Annotated in this window: 18 protein-coding genes; 5 read left to right on the forward strand and 13 right to left on the reverse strand. The window is 43.4% G+C overall.

The window, feature by feature from the left end; translation table 11 throughout:
* Positions 1–87: 87 nt before the first annotated feature.
* The 6 genes from HRU80_01725 to galE form a co-directional block, all read right to left on the reverse strand.
* Complete coding sequence (locus tag HRU80_01725; GenBank protein ID QOJ27652.1) at positions 88–492, reverse strand: type II toxin-antitoxin system VapC family toxin; 405 nt, start codon at positions 490–492, stop codon at positions 88–90.
* Positions 489–728 carry an Arc family DNA-binding protein gene (locus HRU80_01730; protein QOJ30425.1) on the reverse strand — a complete coding sequence of 80 codons (240 nt, stop codon included), beginning with the start codon at positions 726–728 and terminating at the stop codon, positions 489–491. Before HRU80_01730 ends, HRU80_01725 begins: the two co-directional genes overlap by 4 nt.
* Positions 729–1,180: 452 nt before the next feature.
* Entirely contained in the window at positions 1,181–3,661 is a 2,481-nt protein-coding gene (locus tag HRU80_01735; GenBank protein ID QOJ27653.1) for a glycogen/starch/alpha-glucan phosphorylase, read from the reverse strand.
* Positions 3,662–3,750: 89 nt separating this feature from the next.
* Positions 3,751–4,299 (reverse strand): dTDP-4-dehydrorhamnose 3,5-epimerase, encoded by a 549-nt coding sequence (rfbC, locus tag HRU80_01740; protein ID QOJ27654.1) that lies wholly within the window; start codon positions 4,297–4,299, stop codon positions 3,751–3,753.
* 12 nt (positions 4,300–4,311) lie between these two features.
* The gene (gene rfbA / locus HRU80_01745) at positions 4,312–5,181 is read right to left on the reverse strand and encodes a glucose-1-phosphate thymidylyltransferase RfbA (protein QOJ27655.1); all 870 of its coding nucleotides are present in this window, start codon (positions 5,179–5,181) and stop codon (positions 4,312–4,314) included.
* Positions 5,182–5,199: 18 nt separating this feature from the next.
* Positions 5,200–6,168, reverse strand: coding sequence for a UDP-glucose 4-epimerase GalE (galE, locus tag HRU80_01750; protein ID QOJ27656.1), 969 nt, complete (start codon positions 6,166–6,168; stop codon positions 5,200–5,202).
* A 726-nt stretch (positions 6,169–6,894) separates the two neighbouring features.
* On the opposite strand from galE, the gene HRU80_01755 reads away from it, so the two are divergent.
* The 3 genes from HRU80_01755 to HRU80_01765 all read left to right on the forward strand — a co-directional run bounded on the left by HRU80_01755 (position 6,895) and on the right by HRU80_01765 (position 9,195).
* The gene (locus HRU80_01755; GenBank protein QOJ27657.1) at positions 6,895–7,878 is read left to right on the forward strand and encodes a site-specific DNA-methyltransferase; all 984 of its coding nucleotides are present in this window, start codon (positions 6,895–6,897) and stop codon (positions 7,876–7,878) included.
* Positions 7,875–8,489 (forward strand): restriction endonuclease, encoded by a 615-nt coding sequence (locus tag HRU80_01760; GenBank protein QOJ27658.1) that lies wholly within the window; start codon positions 7,875–7,877, stop codon positions 8,487–8,489. Before HRU80_01755 ends, HRU80_01760 begins: the two co-directional genes overlap by 4 nt.
* A gap of 340 nt (positions 8,490–8,829) precedes the next feature.
* Complete coding sequence (locus HRU80_01765) at positions 8,830–9,195, forward strand: DUF2200 domain-containing protein (GenBank protein ID QOJ27659.1); 366 nt, start codon at positions 8,830–8,832, stop codon at positions 9,193–9,195.
* A 540-nt stretch (positions 9,196–9,735) separates the two neighbouring features.
* Here the strand turns inward: HRU80_01765 and HRU80_01770 are convergent.
* The 5 genes from HRU80_01770 to recG form a co-directional block, all read right to left on the reverse strand.
* Positions 9,736–10,911 carry a KamA family radical SAM protein gene (locus tag HRU80_01770; protein ID QOJ27660.1) on the reverse strand — a complete coding sequence of 392 codons (1,176 nt, stop codon included), beginning with the start codon at positions 10,909–10,911 and terminating at the stop codon, positions 9,736–9,738.
* A 9-nt stretch (positions 10,912–10,920) separates the two neighbouring features.
* Positions 10,921–11,400, reverse strand: coding sequence for a GNAT family N-acetyltransferase (locus tag HRU80_01775; protein ID QOJ27661.1), 480 nt, complete (start codon positions 11,398–11,400; stop codon positions 10,921–10,923).
* Positions 11,375–12,439: an ATP-grasp domain-containing protein gene (locus HRU80_01780; protein QOJ27662.1), complete on the reverse strand. Its 1,065-nt coding sequence runs from the start codon at positions 12,437–12,439 to the stop codon at positions 11,375–11,377. The genes HRU80_01775 and HRU80_01780 overlap by 26 nt, the downstream gene beginning before the upstream one ends.
* On the reverse strand, positions 12,436–13,308 hold the full coding sequence (locus HRU80_01785) for an ATP-grasp domain-containing protein (protein ID QOJ30426.1): 873 nt from the start codon (positions 13,306–13,308) through the stop codon (positions 12,436–12,438). Before HRU80_01785 ends, HRU80_01780 begins: the two co-directional genes overlap by 4 nt.
* Before the next feature lie 769 nt (positions 13,309–14,077).
* Positions 14,078–16,366 carry an ATP-dependent DNA helicase RecG gene (gene recG, locus HRU80_01790; GenBank protein ID QOJ30427.1) on the reverse strand — a complete coding sequence of 763 codons (2,289 nt, stop codon included), beginning with the start codon at positions 16,364–16,366 and terminating at the stop codon, positions 14,078–14,080.
* Between the two features lie 113 nt (positions 16,367–16,479).
* Between recG and HRU80_01795 the strand changes: the two genes are divergently transcribed.
* Both HRU80_01795 and prfA read left to right on the forward strand, forming a co-directional pair.
* Positions 16,480–17,349, forward strand: a complete 870-nt coding sequence (locus tag HRU80_01795) for a hypothetical protein (protein ID QOJ27663.1) — start codon at positions 16,480–16,482, stop codon at positions 17,347–17,349.
* Between the two features lie 149 nt (positions 17,350–17,498).
* Positions 17,499–18,578: a peptide chain release factor 1 gene (gene prfA, locus HRU80_01800; GenBank protein QOJ27664.1), complete on the forward strand. Its 1,080-nt coding sequence runs from the start codon at positions 17,499–17,501 to the stop codon at positions 18,576–18,578.
* 518 nt (positions 18,579–19,096) lie between these two features.
* Here prfA and rseP read toward each other — a convergent pair.
* Together rseP and HRU80_01810 are read right to left on the reverse strand one after the other, a co-directional pair.
* Positions 19,097–20,458 (reverse strand): RIP metalloprotease RseP, encoded by a 1,362-nt coding sequence (gene rseP / locus HRU80_01805; protein QOJ27665.1) that lies wholly within the window; start codon positions 20,456–20,458, stop codon positions 19,097–19,099.
* A 19-nt stretch (positions 20,459–20,477) separates the two neighbouring features.
* Complete coding sequence (locus HRU80_01810) at positions 20,478–21,620, reverse strand: 1-deoxy-D-xylulose-5-phosphate reductoisomerase (GenBank protein ID QOJ27666.1); 1,143 nt, start codon at positions 21,618–21,620, stop codon at positions 20,478–20,480.
* Positions 21,621–21,624: the final 4 nt, after the last annotated feature.

Genomic DNA, 21,624 nt, shown 5'->3' on the forward strand with positions numbered 1-21,624 from the left:
AGACAGCAAGGACAGCTTTTAAATAAAGACTATTATTAGCCCGTCTTTAAATCCGCAATATTTTTTAAAGTCACAGGACAGAAGATCTTAAACGGATAAAAAATCTGCTATTTTTATGGCCCTGGATGGAAACGCACGCAATAATTGCTTGTCATAAGTTATAAGCTTTGTTTTAAGGTATATTGCCGTCGCAGCATACTCACAGTCATATGCAGTACATCCGGACTCTTCGGCCAATTCAAGAACATTTTCTGAGTGTGGTGAAAACTCTTTATCCTTCATAAGATTCAGTGCAATACTCATAATAGCCTTGCTCTGCTTAAGATTAATTAGCTTTTTTCTCTGATGATTCACCAGAATGTTTCTTAATTCACTGCGCCATAAATATGGAGCCCACCAATCAGAATCTTTTTCGTAGAGCGCCTCAGCCTGCTCTTGATAATCTGAATTTAATAAAAAGTACGCCAGAATATTTGAGTCAACAACAATCATGGACGGCCAGATTTTTTGAAATCGTCGATTTCTTTAATGTTTTTAATCTTGGGAAGAGTTGCTCTTAATAAGCGTATGCTCTCAAGGATCTTTTTCTTATCCTGCCCTTCCGTTTTATCAGAATTCTCAAGAACATAGAGAATCTCACTATTAATACTGCGTTTGTTTTTCTTTGCTCTTTTTTTTACTTTACTATAGAGAGAGTCCGGTATGTTTTTTAAGGTTATTGTCGGCATAGCAATGGTTCCGTTTTGGTTTCTAACTGGAACCAAACTTATGAAATTCCTGCCTTAAATTCAAGGGGGCTTTTCGGTGGTAGCTAGGTTGGCTATAAATTAAAAGTTTGGGAAATGGCGGGGTCGTTCATTTCATTTTCGATCCGGTTTGCCTCAGCATCTCCTTTAAAATCTTTGGGGCATCTCTGTTTCTGCGTTAATCTGCGGGAAATTTCTTATCCGGCCTTGGCAAGGTGACAAAAAGTTCTTCCGATCCGTGCTCATCCGCGCTGTTTTAGCATCCGTTAAAATCCGCGGGCCATGTGCGGGTAGAAGGACTCGAAGGACAGCAAGGCCTTGAAGGTCAGAGTTTAATCTTTGGGATTCAGCTCCTTTGCACGAACCGCTAAGCTGGCAATATAAATAACATGAAGCATTCCCCCATTCATACTTCATAATTCAATATTCATACTTCAGACGATATCTATCTTAACCGGCTTAACCTTCCAGATATCGTTTGCATAATCCATAATAGAACGGTCGCTTGAGAATTTACCCACACGCGCCACATTCAGCACGGATTTCCTGGTCCACTCATCCTTGTTCTTATAGAGCTCGCTTACTCTGTCCTGGCAGTCTATATATGCACGGTAATCAGCAAAAAGCAGATAATAGTCAATGCTCATCAGACCGTCAATCATCGGCTTAAACAGTCCGGGTTCAAGACGGTTAAAGTAGTTGTGGGCTATCATATCAATCACACGCTTCAGCTCAGGATCTTTTTCATAATATTCACGCGGATTGTAGCCATTTTTCTTCATTGCCGCTACTTCATCAGAAAGCAGACCGAAAATGAAAATGTTATCATCACCAACTTCTTCGCGGATTTCAACATTCGCGCCGTCCATGGTGCCGATAGTCAGCGCACCGTTAAGCGCAAATTTCATGTTGCCCGTGCCTGATGCTTCAAGTCCTGCCGTGGAAATCTGTTCTGAAAGATCTGCCGCCGGAATTATTTTTTCAGCAAGCGTAACCGAATAGTTCTTCAGGAAGATTACTTTAAGCTTATCACCGATATCCGGATCATTGTTAACAACATCACTCACGCAGTTGATCAGCTTAATCACCTGCTTTGCCTGGAAGTAAGCCGGAGCGGCTTTACCGGCAAAGATTACCGTGCGCGGAACAATATCAAGATTCGGATTGTCTTTAATTCTGTTGTAAAGCGTTATAACATGCAGCACATTAAGGAGCTGGCGCTTATACTCGTGGAATCTCTTTACCTGAACATCAAACATTGAGTCAGGATTGATAACCACATAATGCTCCTTCTGTATATACTCAATAAGCTGCTGCTTGTTGCTCCATTTCACGCTTCTCCAGCTTTCGAGGAACTGCTTATCCTTTGTGAGTTTTTCAAGCTTCTTCAGCTGATCAAGATGGGTAATCCATTCATCCCCGATCTTTTCGGTGATTACCTGAGCCAGATACGGATTGGCGGTTTTAAGCCATCTTCTCGGAGTAATGCCGTTGGTAACATTCTTAAACTTCTCCGGGAAGAGAGCATAAAAATGGGCAAAGATGGTTTTCTTCAGAATTTCCGTATGCAGAGCCGCAACACCATTAATAGAATGGCTTCCCACAATTGCAAGGTTTGCCATGCGGACCCGCTTTTCATCCCCCTCTTTGATGATCGAAAGTGCCTTGATAATGTCATCATCCTGTGTATATCTCATTCTTACATCATCCAGGAAGCGCTGATTGATTTCGTAAATAATCTGCATATGCCGCGGCAGAAGATCCTGCATGATGGCAACTGACCACTCTTCAAGAGCTTCCGGAACCACAGTATGGTTTGTGTAGGCAAATACGTTTGTGGTGATTTTCCAGGCTTCATCCCAGCCAAGCCCCTCCTGATCAAGCAGAATGCGCATAAGTTCGGGTATGGCAATTACCGGATGCGTATCATTAAGCTGAATTGCCGTCTTTTCCGCAAACTGTCTGTAATCATTATGGTTAATCTTATACTTGCGGATTATATCCTGCAGCGAAGCTGATACGAAGAAATATTGCTGCTTCAGCCGGAGAAACTTTCCCTCAACATAGGTATCATTCGGATAAAGCACCTTTGATATATTTTCCGATTCATTCTTTGCTTCAACCGCTGCAAGATAATTACCCTGGTTAAAATCCTTAAAGTCAAATTCCTGTGTAGCCTTTGCAGCCCAGAGACGCAGGTTGTTTACGGTATTATTATTATATCCAGGAACCGGAACATCATACCCGACCGCAAGCACATCATCGGTATTAACCCAGTTGAAATGCAGTCTGCCATTTTCATCGGTGAAAACTTTAACCTCACCAAAGAACTGAACGCGGTAAGTAAGCTCCCGTCTTAAAATTTCCCACGGATTGCCGTAGCTAAGCCAGTTATCAGGATGCTCTACCTGATTGCCATTTTCAATGTCCTGGCGGAAGATACCGTACTCATACCGGATGCCGTATCCGAATGCCGGCAGTTCACGGGTTGCCATTGAATCAAGATAACACGCAGCGAGGCGGCCAAGACCTCCGTTGCCCAGAGCCATATCATGTTCAATTTCTATGATATCTTCAAGTTTGTTTTTATCCCGGAGCAGAATATCATGGCACTCATCATAAAAGCCCATGTTGATAAGCGCATTGCCCATCAGACGGCCCATCAGAAACTCAAGCGAAAGATAATAAACCCGCTTGGTATCCTGCTGTTTATATATATGCTGGGTACGGAGCCACTTTCTGATGAGACGATCGCGTATGGAAAGCGCTAATGAGTAGTAATAATCTTCTTTTGTGGCGGTAAAGCGGTCTTTAACGAGTATAAATTCGAGATGCTCTGCAAACTGGTTAGAAAGTGAGTAGCTTTCAAGCGTTTCACTGTCAGTAAAAAATATCGAGGTGTCTTCCTTCTTCATCGTAATCCTTTCTTACACTATGGATGATGTCCTGTTCCTGTAAATACAAAGTAACGCCCCCTAATTTAGTAATCTTTGACCTTTAAAAACTACCAGACAAAATCTTTTTCAATTTGCGAAAATGGCGTGGCTTCTTTATCTTTATCCGAAACCAGCGGCTCTTCAGCCTGCCAGTCTATTCCCAGATCCGGGTCAGAAAAAAGAATAGCCCTTTCATCCGGTTTACTATATCGTGCAGTGCATTTATAGTAAAAAACTGCCTCATCGCTCAGCACCGAAAAACCGTGGGCAAAACCGGGCGGTATCCAGAGCATGGTAGCGTTTTCAGCGGAAAGCTCCACCGCGGCATATTTTCCGAACGTCGGAGAACCAAAGCGGATATCCACCGCCACATCCATCACCTTTCCTTGAAGCACCTGGCAGAGTTTCCCCTGCGCATTCTGCCCCACCTGGTAATGGAGTCCGCGGACTGTCCCTTTTTTGGATTTAGATATATTATCCTGAAAAAACTGATCCGGAATACCGGCTGCTGCAAAACGTTCTTTATGAAAACATTCAAAAAAATAGCCGCGGCTGTCGTTATATACGGTATGCTTAATAACTTTAAGACCGCTGATTTCTAAATCGGTAACCTGCACTTCTTTTCCTTCTTATTCCGCTTCAGCGAGAACCCGCTCAAGATAGGAGCGGTACATACTCTTGGGGGTTGATTCAATTAATGCTGCGAATTCAGCTTTGGTAATAAATCCTTTATAGAATGCTATCTCTTCAATGCAGGCAATCTTGAGACCCTGACGTTCTTCAATAACACCAAAGAAATTTGATGCCTGCAGAAGCGCCTCCGGAGTTCCCGTGTCAAGCCATGCAACACCGCGCCCTATCTTTTCAACACGGAGCTCACCCATCTCCAGATAGGTTCTGTTTACATCCGTAATTTCAAGCTCTCCGCGTCCTGAGGGCTTCAGATTCTTTGATATATCAATAACCCGGTTATCATACACATAAAGGCCCGGTACCGCAAAGTTTGATTTCGGCTTAAGCGGCTTTTCTTCAATGGAAAGCACTTTGCCCGACTGGTCAAACTCAACAATACCATAGCGCTCAGGATCAGTAACCCTATATCCGAATACTGTTGCGCCGGGTGCTGTGTTTGCAATACCACGGTAAAAAAAGTCGAGGTAGCCATAAAAGATGTTGTCACCAAGAATCAGCGATACGGAATCTTTTCCGATAAACTTTTCTCCTATGATAAACGACTCCGCAATGCCGTTCGGTGCTGCCTGGCGGGCATATTCGATGTTAAGACCAAACTGGTTTCCATTGCCGAACAATTTCTGATACAGCGGTATTGTTTCATCGTTTGAAATAATCAGTATATCCTTGATTCCCCCGAGCATCAGCACGGAAAGGGGATAGTAAATCAGCGGCTTATCATAAATTATGGTAAGCTGCTTGCTGTAAACTTTGGTGATGGGATAAAGGCGTGATCCTGATCCGCCCGCGAGTATGATGCCTTTCATGTTCTTTCCTTATATATATTAATAGCGTTTATTTTGCAGCCAGTTCCAGGCGTGAGTGAGAATATCTTCGATGTTATATTGGGGTTTCCAGCCGAGTTCATTCACCGCGTTTTTGTTATCCGCAACCAGAACAGCCGGATCACCCGGTCTGCGCGGAGCGAGTTCCGCTTTAACCGCTCTGCCGGAAATTGCTTCACTGCGTGTGATAATTTCCTTTACTGAGTTCCCCGCTCCGGTTCCCAGATTGAGCACAAAATTCTTCTTTTCGTTAATCACTTTTTCAACCGCCAGTATATGCGCTGAAGCTAGATCATCAATGTGTATATAATCTCGGATGCAGGTACCGTCCGGTGTGGGATAGTCATCGCCGAAAATTTTAACGGAAGTGCCATTCTGTGCCGCCATAAGCACCAGCGGTATCAGGTGCGGTTCCGGGTCATGGCTTTCTCCCATTGAGCCGTCAGGGGCTGCTCCGGCTGCATTAAAATAGCGGAGCGCGGCATAGTTGAGCAGTCCGGCTGCTGAGCAATCCTCAAGCGCTTTTTCAATCTGTGCTTTGGTGACTGCATAGGTATTCATCGGCTTAACCGGTTCTGCTTCTGTGATGGGAACCGTGACGGGGTTGCCATAGAGTGAACAGGTTGATGAAAAGACGATATTCCGGACACCGGCCCGGGTCATGCTATCCAGAAACCGGATAGTAGCCGCGGTATTATTACAATAGTATAAGAGGGGCTGGGTATTGGACTCCCCAACATAAGCATAAGCCGCAAAATGGATGACTGCATCGGGGCGGTAGGTCGCAAAAACCTTATCCATAGCCGGATCTTCGATCGCCATCTCTACAAAATGAGCACCATCGGGAATAGCCGGCTTATTACCGCGGGAAAGATTATCCACCACAACCACATCATACCCCTTTTTCAGCAAAAAAAACACCGTCCGCGAGCCGATATAACCGGCACCACCCGTAACCAGAATTGTCATAAAAACTCGATTATTTTTCGATTTATACTGCTAAAATAGAGAAAAGAGGACTATTTTCAACTGTAATTGATAATGGAAAATGGGGAAAGAAGAAGGACGGATTTTGGTGGTCTCAATTCCTCTTTGCCCTTTTCACCTTTGCGGGAGTCTAATACGCATCCTATGTACGATGAATTAGCAAAAGGGAGTTGCCTCTTTAAGCTCTCACAAAACTTTATGTTATAGTTTCCTATTAAATGGATCTTGTTCTCTTTTCACCTCTCAAAACATGAACATCAGAAAAGCAAAAAACTTTAATGTGTTATTGGACGATAAATACTGAAAATAGGCACTGAAAAACGTGGAATGTTTAAGGAGAAGGTTTAATCTCAAATCGAGTATCCCTAAACAACCGCCACTAACAGAATATTTCCAGCACCCTTGGTTCACTTTCTGAAAGGGGACCATAAGTTGAGATGCTGGAAAAACTACCCGATGCCAAAACCCATTCCCATTAATTGTACAACATCTAAGTCTTTTGACGGTAAGCAATTGATCAATAACTTAGGTCAATTTCGGTTGGAATGTCTTTACGAAACAGACAACATATTTTGAGATAATTACTTATATTTGCGTAAAGACAATTGTTACCGTTAAAACTAACGGATAGAACAGTGAATAATTTGATCTTAATTTTAACGATTTCCTCAACACTATTAATTTAATTTGGATTACAATATTAGGACAATGAAAGTAAAAGAGCCATTATTTGACTATATTAGCCCAGGCACTAATTATCAAATTAAAAAGGGCGACTGCTTGACGGTTCTTCAAAAAGTTGAAGACGGTAAATTTGATCTAATTTTAACCTCACCGCCTTACAACGTTGGCAAGTCATACGAGACTAAGACGAGCATTGAAAAATATTTAGAAACACAGGAAGAAATCATTGCAGAACTTATTCGGACTCTTTCCGACAAAGGGAATATTTGCTGGCAAGTAGGAAACTATGTTAACAAAGGAGAAATCTTCCCCCTTGATATTTTTTATTACCAAATTTTCAAAAAACATGGATTAAAACTTCGCAATCGTATCATCTGGCATTTCGGACATGGACTGCACGCCAGTAACCGATTTAGTGGACGTTATGAAACATTATTATGGTTCAGCAAGACAGACAACTATATTTTTAATCTTGACGATGTAAGAGTTCCATCAAAGTATCCAGGTAAACTACATTTTAAAGGACCAAAAAAAGGACTACCTTCAGGTAATCCACTGGGAAAAAATCCAAGCGATGTTTGGGAAATTATTCAACAGGACTGGGAAAAAGGTATGTGGAACATTCCAAATGTAAAATCTAATCATCCTGAAAAAACAAATCACCCTTGCCAATTTCCAATAGAGCTTGTTGAGCGTTGTGTTCTTGCTTTAACGGATGAAAACAGTTGGGTTCTCGACCCATTCTCTGGTGTAGGTTCGACAGTTCTCGGAGCAATAAAAAATAATCGAAATGCATTGGGAATAGAAAAGGAAGAAGAGTATTGCAATATTGCTAAGCAGAGAATTAAAGATTACAATGAGGGTAATCTAAAGATCAGACCTATTAATAAACCAATCCATAAGCCCACAGGAAATGATAAAATTTCTCAAATCCCCAAAGAATGGTTGGAGTTTGAACAGCTTAAAAGCAATGCGAAATCAAACCGCTTAAATGGAAAACTCTTATGAAAATAGCACAAAAATATTCACATTTAAACGGTGAGGAATATCTAATTGTTCATCACAAGAAACTGTACAAAGAAATTATCGAAACTATTGAGTGTATTGATGCTTCAAAGTTTATGTCCAAAGAGAGCAAAGAGAAAACTATGAGCGGAAGAATGCTTTATAGTCCCATCGAACTGAATAAAGCATTCAATGCTATATTCAATAAACTTGGATGGAATGAAAGTCGCTATCAATATTACATAACGACAGACCAAAAATTATTGCCCGAATTGATTCTCTTACCTTATGAGGAACAGAAAAGATTTCTTATTTCAAAAGGTATTAAGTCTCCAATATCTTCTTACAAGCAAACAGATTTTGTAAAGAATCAAATTGCAGTAGAGGTTCAATTTGGCAAATATGCTTTTGTTGCATTTGACTTATTCGTGAAGCATTTACTTTTTTATTCTGGCGGTGTAATTAATCTTGGTATTGAAGTTTTGCCAACTAAGAAAATGCAAGCACAAATGAGTAGTGGTGTTGCCTACTATGAAGGTGAAGTTTATAATGTTTTGCGACACGGAAGAAATAATCCGCCCGTTCCTTTACTCATTCTAGGAATAGAACCATAACTAACAGATAGAAGTCTTGCCTTAAATATTTATTTGGCAAAATGGAGAACAACATGATTCTGTGACCGTTCAGTGGTTCATTAAATTTCTTTTTAATACTCATTAGCGCTTCAATATCATTCGCTGTTCATAGCAAAGACTACTAGTACCAATTGTATCCAACCACTCAATCTTACATTATGTAAAGTCCTCGGACTGTTCGCCAATGAACTTGATTTGCGAACAACCAAAATTTTGCACGACCACCATATATGGATTTTCAGATGCCGGCATAATAGTTGGCTGCTTCAAACAAAAGTGAGAAATATACTTTGAATCAAAAAACAATACGGAATTAAATATGATAACAACTCCCGAACATGATGAGAAAATGGCAAAAATGACTTTTGTTACGGTGTATCCGCACTATGTTACAAAGGTTGATAGAAAAGGCAGAACAAAGAAAGAATTATTTAAAGTAATTGAATGGCTCACCGGTCTTTATAACAAAATACTTCAAAAACTGATTGATGAAAAGGTGCTTTTTGAAACATTCTTTGACCATGCAAAACAAAACCCAAATGCCCAACTTATTAAGGGCGTTATATGCGGCTATCGGGTGGAGGAAATAACAAATCCGTTGACACAAAAAGTTCGATATTTAGATAAGCTGGTGGACGAACTGGCTAAATGGAAAAAGATGGAAAAGGTACTGAGGACTTATTAGAACAAATAAGGAACAAAAGAAACTTAATCTCACCAAAAGGTCTCACTCCAAATAGGCCAAGTGCCACTTTTCGACTAAAATCACATAAAATTACTTCTCAAAACCTTATCTATGGCTGGTCTTGGACTATTGGGGTAATAAACTAAGGACGGAAAAGCCAATAGTGGCAACAAGCACTTCCTCCGATATTCTTGGCGCATTTGCGCGAACTTATACTCCGCCCATGGACACGGATGATACAGATGCTTCGCAACGCGGATTTTCACTGATCAGAAAACTCTGCGCTCATCTGCGCAATTTGCGGGAAATTTCCTCCGGTGAGAAGGACTAAAATAGCCGTATAGCCAGAGCCCAATTGCCCTTTGCCCGATAAATATTCAAAAGCAACGGCACACAATTGCGCCCACTTGTACATTGTTCATTGTAAATTGTACATTCCCCTCTCCCCATTACTAATTACTAATTCCTCATTACTAATTAAAAAAATGCCCCTCCAAAGATAATCTCTCTGAAGGGGCAAATATTTCTAAGAAAGCTGATCTACACCGCTATATCTTCTATCTTCGGTGTTACGATCTTCCTTACCGAGGCGCGGGTTTTTTTGCGCGGGGGTTCCGGTTTGGGAAGCTCCTGCGGTATCTCGCCGCCGGTTTTGCGCACCGACTTGCTGTTCTTGTCCTTTACGTTCCGGTAGGTATATACCTTCTTCTTATAGTTGCGGAGGACAACCTTCTCTTCATCATGATGCAGCACATAGTTCGGCAGAACGGGAATCTTTCCGCCGCCGCCGGGAGCATCAATTACAAAGTGAGGTATTGCCAGTCCTGAGGTCCAGCCGCGCAGGTGTTCGATGATATCCAGACCCGTCTCAAGTGAGGTACGGAAATGGTTTGCGCCTTTGGTCTCGTCTGCCATATACATATAGTAGGGGCGGACTCTCATCTTCAGCAGTTTCTGCATCAGTTCTTTTACCACTGCCGGATCATCATTCACACCCTTCATCAGAACCATCTGATTTCCTACCGGGCATCCCGCATCCGCAAGCATGGTGCATGCCTTCATGCTTTCGGGGGTTATCTCCCATGGATGGTTAAAGTGGGTGTTTACATATACCGGATGATATTTCTTAATCATCTCAACAAGCTTTGGGGTGATGCGCTGAGGAAGCACGCATGGCATCTTGGTTCCAAGACGGATAATTTCGATATGGGGAATCTGACGGAGGCGCGCCAGTATTTTTTCCAGCATCACATCAGTAAGCATAAGCGGGTCACCGCCGGAAAGGATCACATCACGGATCTCTGTATGCTGCTCAAGATATCTGAATGCAGCTTCCAGTCCTTTCATGGAAATCTTTTCCGAATCACCGACTTTTCTTTTGCGGGTGCAGAATCTGCAGTAGAGGCCGCACTGGCTTGTTGTCAGAAATAACGCGCGGTCAGGATAGCGATGGGTGATATTAGGAACCGGACTCATTGCATCCTCCATCAGAGGATCTTCCGGACCGTCTATATCATCAAGCTCCTGAACATCAGGCACGCACTGAAGCCAGATCGGGTCACCCGGATATCTGATTAAACTCAGATAGTAGGGGTTTATCCGCACCTGGAAAAAATCATTTAACCGCTCGGCAACATTCCGATCTATATTGAACTTCTCCACAAGCTGGTCAACAGTATGAACACTGTCTCTCAGCATCTGTTGCCACATCTCCATAAATTCTCCTTAAGAATTTAACATAAAATATTTTCCGAACACCAGTAATGAGTCGTCCACTGCGTAGAAATGTTTTATTTCTGCTAACAAAGAATACTCATTCTTTTCATAAAAAGCACGCGTCCTGCCGTAATTTTCTTTTGAAGAAGTTTCAGCAAGAATCAGGCGCCCGCTCTGATCTTTAACAAACTCTTCAGCATGCTGAAGCAGTTCCTTTCCGAAGCCCTTACCCTTAACAGCAGCATCAACCACAATCCAGTAAAGATCAAACACGGCATCAGTCATCGGGCGTCTGCCTGTGCAGTAATAGCCCATTACCTGACGATCATGCTCCTTCACAAAGATGTGATAGTCCTGCTGACCGGGAATGTTGATTGTTATATCAATCAGTTCCATTGCCACGCTGACCTCCTCAGCAGTAAACTGCCCGGTGGCGTCTAATATCTCTTTCAGCCGTTCTCTGTCAGACGGCTTCAGTGTACGTATCAATGTTCCTTCTTTTGAGTGCAAGTGATATCAGCGTATGCAGCATTTTGGGATAATCAAGTCCGGAGGTTCTTGCGGCGCGGAAGAATCCTGAATCGGATGATATATCCGGATTCGGGTTCACTTCGATGACATAGGGCGTTCCCTCTTTGGAAAGCCGGATATCAACGCGTGCATAGTCCCTGCATTCAAGCGCTTTAAATGACTGCATTGCTGTTTCGGTGACTTTTTTCAGCGCGCGCTGCGAAAGTTTCGCCGGGCAGACACCCTGCGTTCCTTTGTAGTACACGCTCTCAGCCATCCATTTGCCTTCGTACGTAACAATCTTCGGAAGATCTGGCGGGAGCTTCTTAAAACTGATCTCAGATACCGGCAGCGCCTTATCACCCAGTATTGCCACGTTCAGTTCTCTGCCGTCAATATATTCCTCTACAAGAATATCCTGCTGATAGGTCTTGCGGAGGAAGTTTAACTGCCTGCGCAGAGCTGCAAAATCATGAACCACTGAGTTTTCGGAAATGCCGATGCTTGCATCCTCTTTAAGAAGCTTCGTTATGACCGGAAAACGTAATGTAAAACTTTTTTCAGTGACACGCTGACCAGGTTTAATAACCATGAATTCAGGTGTCTTTATGTTATGTGCTGAAAGAATTTTCTTCGTGAAAGATTTATCAAGGCAGTTGCCCAGCGTCTGCGGTGCATTTCCTGTATAGGGAATGCCCAGCAGAGGGTAAAGCCCTGCATGATATGCCTCAAACGAAGCAATTCCTTCTATGGATTCAACAAAATTTAAGATAACATCCGGCGATGCTTTGCGGATTGCCCTGATATTTTCATGAACATCCCGTCCAATCGCAAGCAGTTCAATGCGCGAATAGTATTTCTTAAGGGATGACTGAATCAGATGCATTTCTCTCAGCAGCGAGGTCTCAGAAAGATCTTCTCCTGCCACGGCTCCGCCTGCAAGCGGCTTTCCGCTGTAAACTTCATATACTGAAGCGGGACTGTTATAACAGACCAGCAATTTAATCGCTTTGCTCATGCAATGCCATATCTTTCAGCACCGAGCCATGCAACACGGTTAATCAGTGCACTGTAATTCATTCCGGCAGAGCGCGCTGCCTTAGGAAAGCATGAATTGTCCTCGGGATTCGGAAGAATGCCCGGAAGTGGATTGATTTCAATAATATTTGGCGTGCCTTCTGCATCAAGGCGGACATCAATGCGCGACCAGTCACGGCAGCGAAGCACCTTATATGCTTTTTTGCAGATGGTTTCAATTCTGTTTTTTAAATCATCATCAAGATGGGCCGGACAACTGAAGATATCAAGCGGATTTTCCTTTGTATCAAAGATCCACTTGGCTTCAAAGGAATAAACGGGCGCCAGATGAGAGGGGAGTTCCTGAAAATTTATTTCAACTATCGGAAGTACTTCCACGTTATCGCCATTGCCCATCAGAGCTACGGTAAACTCCCGGCCGCTCAGATATTGCTCAACCAAAGCCGGCTGATGATACTCATTGATGATTTTTGCAGCTGCTTTGGTCAGCTCTTCTGCATTATGCACCAGCGATGCATTAAATATTCCTTTACTGGAACCTTCTCCGTTGGGTTTCACGAATAAGGGGAATGAAAATTTTGAGGCATCAAGTTCATCAAGAGATGAAATCACCTGAAAATCTGCCGTGGGAATGCTGTGATACTTGAGAATTTCTTTTGTGCGGGCTTTATCTAAACAGATAGAGAGAGTAAGAGGATCTGATCCCGTGTAAGGAATCCGCAGCATATCAAGGATTGCAGGGATTTGTGCCTCGCGGCTAATGCCATGCATTCCCTCTGCAATATTAAAGACCAGATCGGGTTGTAACATCTTCAGTTTTTCAAATGCTTCAGTATTTGCCTCAATCATGTGAACCTGGTGATATTCCGCAAGAGCATCACGCACTGCGTTTATCGTTTCCCAGGTATCCCATTCCGCGTACTCATCAATCGAACTCTTATCATCCGGCACTGATTCAGAAGTAAGAGGAGATTCATTTTCATCGGCTGGTGCTTCCGGCTTTACATTAAAGACCAGAGCCAGTTTCAATTTCCTGCTGAATGAAAATGTTATAAAAAAATCTCCGTTGGTTGTTACTTCTTAAAGAAAAAACTTTTTTTTCTGCCCAAATATAATTAATAAAAACAAAAATACAATTTTCAAGAAAAATTATGAATTGATAATTGAGAAATGAAAGTTGAGAACTGAAAGGTTCCTCATTGAAATGATGAGGGATGAACTTACCGATTCTCCGGAGAGAACATGCTCTCGCAAAGAATTACATCGAAGTTTGAATTTTCCCGGATGTATTCTCAACCCCTAACCATCCATGATTCCAAAAATATTTTCCCCCGCTTCGAACAGACTGATGAAATTCCGTCTCAAAAGAAAATTCTGCCGGTTGAAGACAGATTGTGATTTGTCTCAACAAGAATTGATGAATTCGTACAGACTGATAACAATCCGTCTCAAAAGAAAATCCTGCCGATGGAAGACAGATTGTGATTTATCTCAACAAGAATTGATGAATTTGTACAGACTGATAACAATCCGTCTCACATGAAAATGCTGCTCAATGAAGACTGATTGTCATCTGTCTCTGCATTCACATTACTAATTACTAACTGCTAATTACTAATTAAGCAATGTGTGCATAACGCAGTGATTCAGAATAATGCGCGCGGAGGTGCGATTTTATTGGGTGAAACTGATGCTGCTGCAGATGCGGATCATGCGCAATAATTTCAAATGCATCACGCTGTGCGCTGATGAGTATCTCTGTGTCTTCGGTTAACACTGCATATTTCAATTCCGGATACCCGCTCTGTCTGATGCCGAATATATCTCCCGGCCCGCGGAGCTTCATATCAATATCCGCAATCTTAAATCCGTCCGTATGCTGAACCATTGCTTCAAGGCGGATTGCCGATTTAAATTTTTCCATCATCCAGGCAGGCATCCGGTCAAGCTGTCCGCGGAACCGTGAAGCTGATGCAGCAGTCTCATCCTTGGTGACCAGAATGCAGTACCCCTGCTTCTCGCTCCTGCCAACTCTTCCCCTTAGCTGATGAAGCTGAGAAAGTCCGAACCGGTGCGCTTCGTTGATGATGATGATATTAGCATCCGGAATATCAATCCCCACCTCAATGACCGTTGTGGCAAAAAGAATGTCAAACTCTTTGTCCGCAAATTTTTTCATAATGGATTCCTTTTCGCTCCACTTCATCCTGCCATGGACAAGTCCGGTCCGGCAATCCTGCAGATACGTTGCTGAAAGTTCTGCATAATTTTCCTCCGCGGCTTTCAGATCAAGTTTTTCTGATTCTTCCACCAGCGGATAAACAATAAATGTCTGATACCCGTCTTTAATTTTCTCTTTCGCGAATTCAAGTATTGCCGGAAGCCTGGATTCACCCCTCAATGAAGTTGTAATCGGGATTCTGTTCGCCGGCATTTCATCTATAACAGAGTTATCAAGGTCTCCGTACACGGTTAATGATAAAGTTCTTGGTATTGGTGTGGCGGACATCACAAGGACATCAGGATTTAATCCTTTATTCATGAGTCTTGCCCTCTGCACCACTCCGAAACGGTGCTGTTCATCAACTACAACCAGTCCCAGTTTGTTAAAGAGTACTTCCTCTTCAAATAATGCATGAGTTCCGATAACAATCTGCGATGATCCCGTTGCAATTGCATTCAGATGTTCAGTGCGGACAGATTTTTTTTGTCCCCCAATTAACAATGACACATTAACCATTCTTTCAGGAAATGTTTCGCAATATCTTTTTATGAGTTTGCTGATATTCAGGTAATGCTGATTGGCAAGAATTTCAGTCGGCGCCATCATTACTGCCTGATATCCGTTTTCAACAGCAAGAAGCATGGCGATAAGGGCAACAATGGTCTTTCCGCTGCCAACATCCCCCTGAAGCAGACGGTTCATAGGTTTTGGTGTAAGCATATCCCGGAAGATTTCACGCGAAACTTTTTTTTGTGCCTGTGTCAGTTCAAAAGGAAGCGTGGTCATAAATTCCCTGATCATTTCAGTCTTATTTTCAAACTGAATGCCCGGCAGTTCTTCCTTCACGTTCCTTTTTCTCATGGCAATCAGGATTTCCAGATAAAAGAGCTCCTCATATTTCAGCCGCCGATGGCATTCCTCTATTTCATCCATGGAAGCCGGATAATGCACCTTTCGCACAAGTTCGTTCAGAGGCAAAAATTTATATTTCCTGATAATTGAGTCCGGAAGCGTTTCGGGAATATATACAGCATACTGGTCAACCGCTGCCATTGCCATTCGCCTCAGACTCATATCTCCGATGTTTTTCTCCTTCAGCTCTTTGGGAAGCCGGTAAACGGGGAGTATTTTTCCTGTATTGTAAAACTGCTGAGTTTCATCTTCAGTAATCTTATCATAATCAGGATGAGGGAACTGCAGATTCCCAAATTTTGAAAACGCCGGCTTTCCTGATATGGCAAACGTTTCCCCGATAACAAACTTATTAATATGGTAACGGGCTCCCTGAAACCAAACTCCCTCAAAAAATCCCCCTTTATCCCGGAAGTTAACAATCAGAATTTCTCTTCCTCCGAATCGTTTGCTCTCTTTATTATACACCGTCCCGATGATGGTAACTTCAGAGTCATTCCCCTCACGGATAAACTGGGCTAACTGGCTGCTGTTTACAATAGTTGACCGGTCAAGATATCGTGCCGGAAAATAAAAAAGCATATCGCGGATCGTCTTAATCCCGATCTTTGCAAACGGAACCGCTCTTTTGGGACCGATGCCCGGAAGATATTGTATGGATGAATCTAAATTCGCGAAGGACATAATTCTGAACTTTTCATGATGCAATTTAAGAATTCCCTTATGCAAAACCGGAACGGCAGCTGCCGGGTTATTTCTTTCTTTAATCATCCTGGCTAATGTTGTTTCCTTTCCGTCTGTCATTTCTTTTGAAGAGTTTATCATCTTCCTTCCGGGTTCCTCAGCTGCACTCGTTAGATTGCATGCTTAACTAAAGAGGACTGATGAAAAGACTTTCACTTTTTCCGCTATTTCTGCTTCTGGGATTATTAACTACAGGATGCGGTATCATCTGGACTTCTCCTGCTTATTACACCCCGTCAGCAGAGGTTGAACTCCTCGCGCCCATTATGAGCAGGGAGGGATATGACTCTGTGCACGCTTATTTTACCCGCCCCTATATCGTATATATTGAGGGGGAGCGTTCCGCGCTTGTGTTCGGAGCGTCTCACACAAAAGACCCTGACGACCCCCAGTTTGCAAAAATTGACTCACTCTGGCATGCATTTAATCCTGATGCCGCTCTGGTTGAAGGAAGACTCGGTTTTTTACTCAAAGGACTGATGGACCCTGTTGTTAACCATGGGGAAGGGGGTTACGTATATAATCTTGCCAGGCAAAAAGGAATTGAAGTCTATTCATGGGATCCTGCAATTGACCAGGATGTAAAGAATACCCTGCGTTATTACACACCCCGGCAGACTGCCCTCTTTTATGTTCTTCGCCCGTATTTTTCCAATATCAGATTCGGTAAGCCGGATGACCCCGATGCTTTTGTTGAGGAGTTCAGAGCAAAGCGGACAAAAATTCCCGGACTTGAAGGATCACTTAACAGCATTGCGGAAATTGATTCGATATGGGCCGCAGATTTTAAGGGACTTCCTGACTGGCGCGAGACCTCAGATGCTTACGGGCTTCCTCTCTATCTTGGCTCTATTGCCGCGCTTTCAAATAACTACCGTGATGAGCATTTTGTAAAAACCATTGCCGATCTCACAAAAAAAGGTAAACGGGTATTTGCCGTTGCCGGATCAAGCCATGCGGTAAAAATCGAAAAAAGTCTGAAGGAAACCCTATCATCAAAACAGCCATAAATCATACGCGCTTTTTATTCTCCTGAAAAGTTTTCTCCCGCTTCCTCCGGATGCTGATTCCGGAGGAAGCCGGCTTTTACCACACCAGACCACTCCGGAAGGCACCCCCTTTTTTCGTATATTTGCATCAGTAAATTTATTATGAGTGCATGGATTTATTTAGCAAGATATCGAAGATTAAAGAGAAGTACGACCGCATAACCGAGCAGCTCTCCGATCCTCAGAACCTTAACAACAATGAAAAACTGATTCAGCTAAGCCGGGAGCGGAGTGATCTCACTCCCCTGATTGAATCGTTTGCCCGTTATACGAAAGTATTAAATGACATCACCGGCAATAAAGAACTGATTGACTCCGGAGATAAAGATTTTGCGGAAATTGCACAGGCAGAGCTGGCCTCCCTGAATGAGCAAAAAGAAAAACTTGAAGAAGAACTGAAAATCCTCCTTCTCCCTAAAGATCCCAACGACAGCAACGATGTAATCATGGAAATCCGTGCAGGCACCGGCGGTGATGAAGCCGCTTTGTTTGCCGGTGATCTTTTCAGAATGTATTCCCGTTACTTTGAAACCCGCGGATGGAGAACTGAAATAATTGACGTGAGCGATACCGGCATTGGAGGTTATAAAGAAATTGTCATGTCGGTAACCGGAGAAAATGTTTACGCCGACCTGAAGTTTGAAAGCGGCGTTCATCGTGTGCAGAGAGTTCCGGCCACTGAAGCAAACGGAAGAGTACACACTTCTGCTGCATCAGTAGCAGTACTGCCCGAAGTTGAAGAAGTGCAGGTGGATATAAATCCCGCCGATCTTAAAATTGATGTGTACCGGAGCGGCGGTGCGGGAGGGCAGAACGTAAATAAAGTTGAAACTGCAATCCGCATTACTCATTTGCCAACCGGATTGGTTGTACAGTGCCAGGATGAACGCTCACAGTTAAAGAACCGCCAGAAAGCAATGAAGGTATTGCGCGCTCGTCTTTATGAAGCAAAGATGAAAGAGCAGAACAGTGAAATAGCCGCGCAGAGAAAACTTATGGTGCGCAGCGGCGACAGAAGCGATAAGATAAGAACGTATAACTTTCCCCAGAACAGAATCACCGATCACCGGATAGGGCTTACCTTATATAACTTAGCCGGAGTAATCAACGGCGACTTAAACGAACTCATCGAGCAGCTTAAAATTGCCGACCGCGCAGAGCGGCTGAGGATGGATTTAGAACTGGCATAGTCCGGCGCTGGTTCGTTCCTTAAGAACTGCAAGGACAAAATAAGCTGATGCATATATCTTTCGTACCGACAGATGACAATCTGTCGTGCAGTAAAGTCCCAAATTTCTTTCAACTATCGAGTTGCGCCGGATAATCATCCGGCGGTACGAATCCTTAGATTCAATTCGTTTAATATCAATCTTTACTAAACATCCTTTGTTCCGACAGATCACAATCTGTCGTACAGTAAAGCCCCCACTTTCTTTGAATAACCGGGTACTCAGGATAATCATCCTGTGGTACGAATCATTAGGGTCAATTCATTTAATATCAGTATTTATTAAACATCCTTCGTACCGACAGATGACAATCTTCCGTGCAGTAAAGTCCCAAATTTCTTTCAACAACCGAGTTGCGCAGGATAATCATTCGGCCTAACGAATTATTTAAAATGAGTTAACTTCTTATTCCCCCTCTTTAAAACAAAAAACCGCTTCCCCTTTGAAAAGAGGAAGCGGTTTTAATTTTTAATTATGTATTAAAGACTAAGAATATCATTATATAAAATAAACGCCATCAGTACCAGAAGCAGCACAAAGCCGGCATTCTGGATAACAATCTTCGTCTTAAGCGGAATCTCACGCTTCATTGCACCTTCAATCAGAATCATCACCAGATGACCGCCGTCAAGTGCAGGGAAGGGGAGGATGTTCAGCAGTGCAAGACTTAAGCTGAGCAGCCCGAGGAACATGAGAAAACTCTGCAGGCCGCTATCCGCTGAGCGCGCCGCAAACTGCGCAATCTTAATCGGTCCGCCGAATGCACGCTTAAACTCAACATCTCCGGTTATCACACGCTTCAGCATGATGAAGGTGAGCGCCGACATATTGCCCATATCACGGAAGCCCAGCCCCACCGATTCAAAAAATCCGTAGGTGATATTCTCTGTTTCACCGAGGTATATATATCCGCCCAGAATGACGCCTATCTTGCCGTCACTGCCGGGATTGATGGTAAAGCCAAGTGTGTCCTTTTCACCGCGGAGCACCTTGAGGGTAATATCGCGGTCAGCAGCATTGGAGATCATCCCTATGGTCTGCTGAACAGTATATATGGAAGTATCGTTAATACTTAAGAGGATATCTCCGGTCTTAATGCCTCCCTTGTCAGCTTCCGCGTCTTTCAGCAGGTCGCTCACAACCGGCTTCAGATTCTCCGTAAGGAGAAAAGGCCCCTGCGACTCATCCTTCGGAACCTGGTTGCGCGGAACGGTAATCACTGTTTTTTCAGCATTGCGCTCAACATCAAACTTCAGATCAAGACCCATACCTGCAACAAACACTTCATTGCGAATATCTTCCCAGTATTTCATTTCTTTGCCGTTAATGGCAAGAATTTTATCTCCTGCCTGAAAGCCGAGTGAATCGGCCAGACTCTGTTCAGCTACATAGCCGACTGTGGTGGTCTTGCTGAACGTTTTTCCTTCAAAATAATTATTGCCCCAGAATACTGCCAGGGCAAGAAGCAGATTCATCAGCACACCGCCGGTGATAACAAATACTTTTGCAAGTGTTGACTTTGACCTGAACTCATGCGGCTGCGGCGGTTTTGAAGCAAAATCGGTATCCATGCTCTCATCAACCATGCCTGCTATCTTCACATATCCGCCAAGGGGGAGAAGATTAATCTTATAGTCAGTATGTCCCTGTAAATCGGTATCCTTTGGGAGCTCACCAAAAGTGAAGCCGGTTACCTTGTTCCATCCGAACAGGCGGTAGCCGAATCCGATAGCAAATGCATCCGTCTGTATTCCGCAGAGACGGGCAGCAGCAAAGTGCCCGAACTCATGGATAAAAACCAGAATGCCAACAGTGATGATAAAATAAAGTAGTGCGTCCATGCAGTATATATATCTATTATTAAACTAATGAAGCCGCGTAGCTGCGGGTTGTCTGATCACAATAAATAAGCGTTTCAAGATCCGGGCGGCTGGTGTTTTGAATGCTGTCCAGCGACCGGCTGATAATCTCCGGTATCTGCTGAAAGCCAATTTCGCCATTAAGGAATCTTGCCACTGCCACTTCATTAGATGCATTCAGGATGCAGGAAGTTGTGCCTCCGGTATCAAGTACATCAAACGCAAGTTTAAGGCAGCGGAATTTCTGATAATCAGGTTCAAAAAATGTCAGATTTCGTATTGAGGGCAGATGTGTGGTTACATACTTTGCCGGAAGCCGTTCCGGATAGGTCAGGGCAAGCTGAATCGGAATCTTCATATCCGGCGTGCTTAACTGTGCCTTAATTGATCCGTCAACAAATTCAACCATTGAATGAATCACCGACTGCGGATGAATCACCACTTCAATCTTTTCTTTCGGAAAATTAAAAAGCCAGTGCGCCTCAATCACTTCAAGACCCTTATTCATCATAGAAGCTGAATCAATCGTGATCTTTGATCCCATCTTCCATGTGGGGTGGTTAAGCGCCTGAGCAACCGTTACGGATGCAAGTTCGTCTGCTGAAAGATTCAGGAACGGTCCGCCGGATGCAGTGAGTATTAGTTTTTCAACTTCCTGAATATTCTCGCCAATAAGGCACTGGAAGATTGCGCTGTGTTCTGAGTCCACAGGCAGCAGTTCAGCATGATACTTCAGGCAAAGGTCTTTAACCAGTTCACCGGCAACAACAAGTGTCTCTTTATTAGCAAGAGCGATTCGCTTACCGCGTTTGATTGCCTCGATAGTCGGCTGAAGTCCGGCAAAGCCCACCATAGCACCGGTAAAAATATCATAGTCGGCCGTGCGTGCGGCTTCATTCAGCCCCTCATCCCCTTCAAGGACGGTCAGGCCGTATATATTGTCACCCCTCAGTTCTTTTGCTTTTGCGGGATCACGGACAACTGCAACTTTAGGACGGAATTCCGCAATCTGTTTCCTCAGCAGATCAATGCCGGTATTAACGCAGAGCACCTCCACGCTGAAGCGGTCAGGGTACTGCCTCACAACATCAAGCGTTGCTGTACCTATTGAGCCGGTTGATCCAAAAAGGGCTATCTTTTTCAATGAA

It is taken from the genome of Ignavibacteriales bacterium (assembly GCA_015709675.1).
Taxonomy (GTDB): Bacteria; Bacteroidota; Ignavibacteria; order Ignavibacteriales; family Ignavibacteriaceae; genus H2-BAC3.